Source organism: Corallococcus sp. RDP092CA (assembly GCF_041903675.1).
Taxonomy (GTDB): Bacteria; Myxococcota; Myxococcia; order Myxococcales; family Myxococcaceae; genus Corallococcus.
This window is the reverse complement of record NZ_JAYESI010000169.1, coordinates 1-255: the sequence shown is the minus strand read 5'-3', so window position 1 is coordinate 255 and position 255 is coordinate 1. Positions and strand designations below refer to the sequence as shown.

Annotated in this window: 1 protein-coding gene; it reads right to left on the bottom strand. The window is 71.4% G+C overall.

The annotated features are described in order from the left end of the window. The coding region (locus U8525_RS34645) for a hypothetical protein (RefSeq protein WP_374271000.1) at positions 1-255 on the bottom strand (255 nt) is incomplete at both ends.

The window sequence follows — 255 nt, the reverse complement described above, 5'->3', positions numbered from 1 at the left end:
CGCACGCGTAGCGCACCTGGACGCGCCAGGCCTCGCCATGGTGGGCCCCGACACTCACCCTGGCCGCTTGCAGCAGGGCCTCGGCCAGCTCGCGGCCGACGAAGTGCCGGCCGTCGTAACGCAGGTAAGCCACCTCTCGCATGCGCGCGGCGCGGAAGGCCTCGGCCGTGGGGTACTTCTCCAGCAACGCGCACGCCAGCTCGCTGCCCAGGTCCTTCACGTGGCGGGTGAATTCGGGGAAGCCCAGGTCCACCA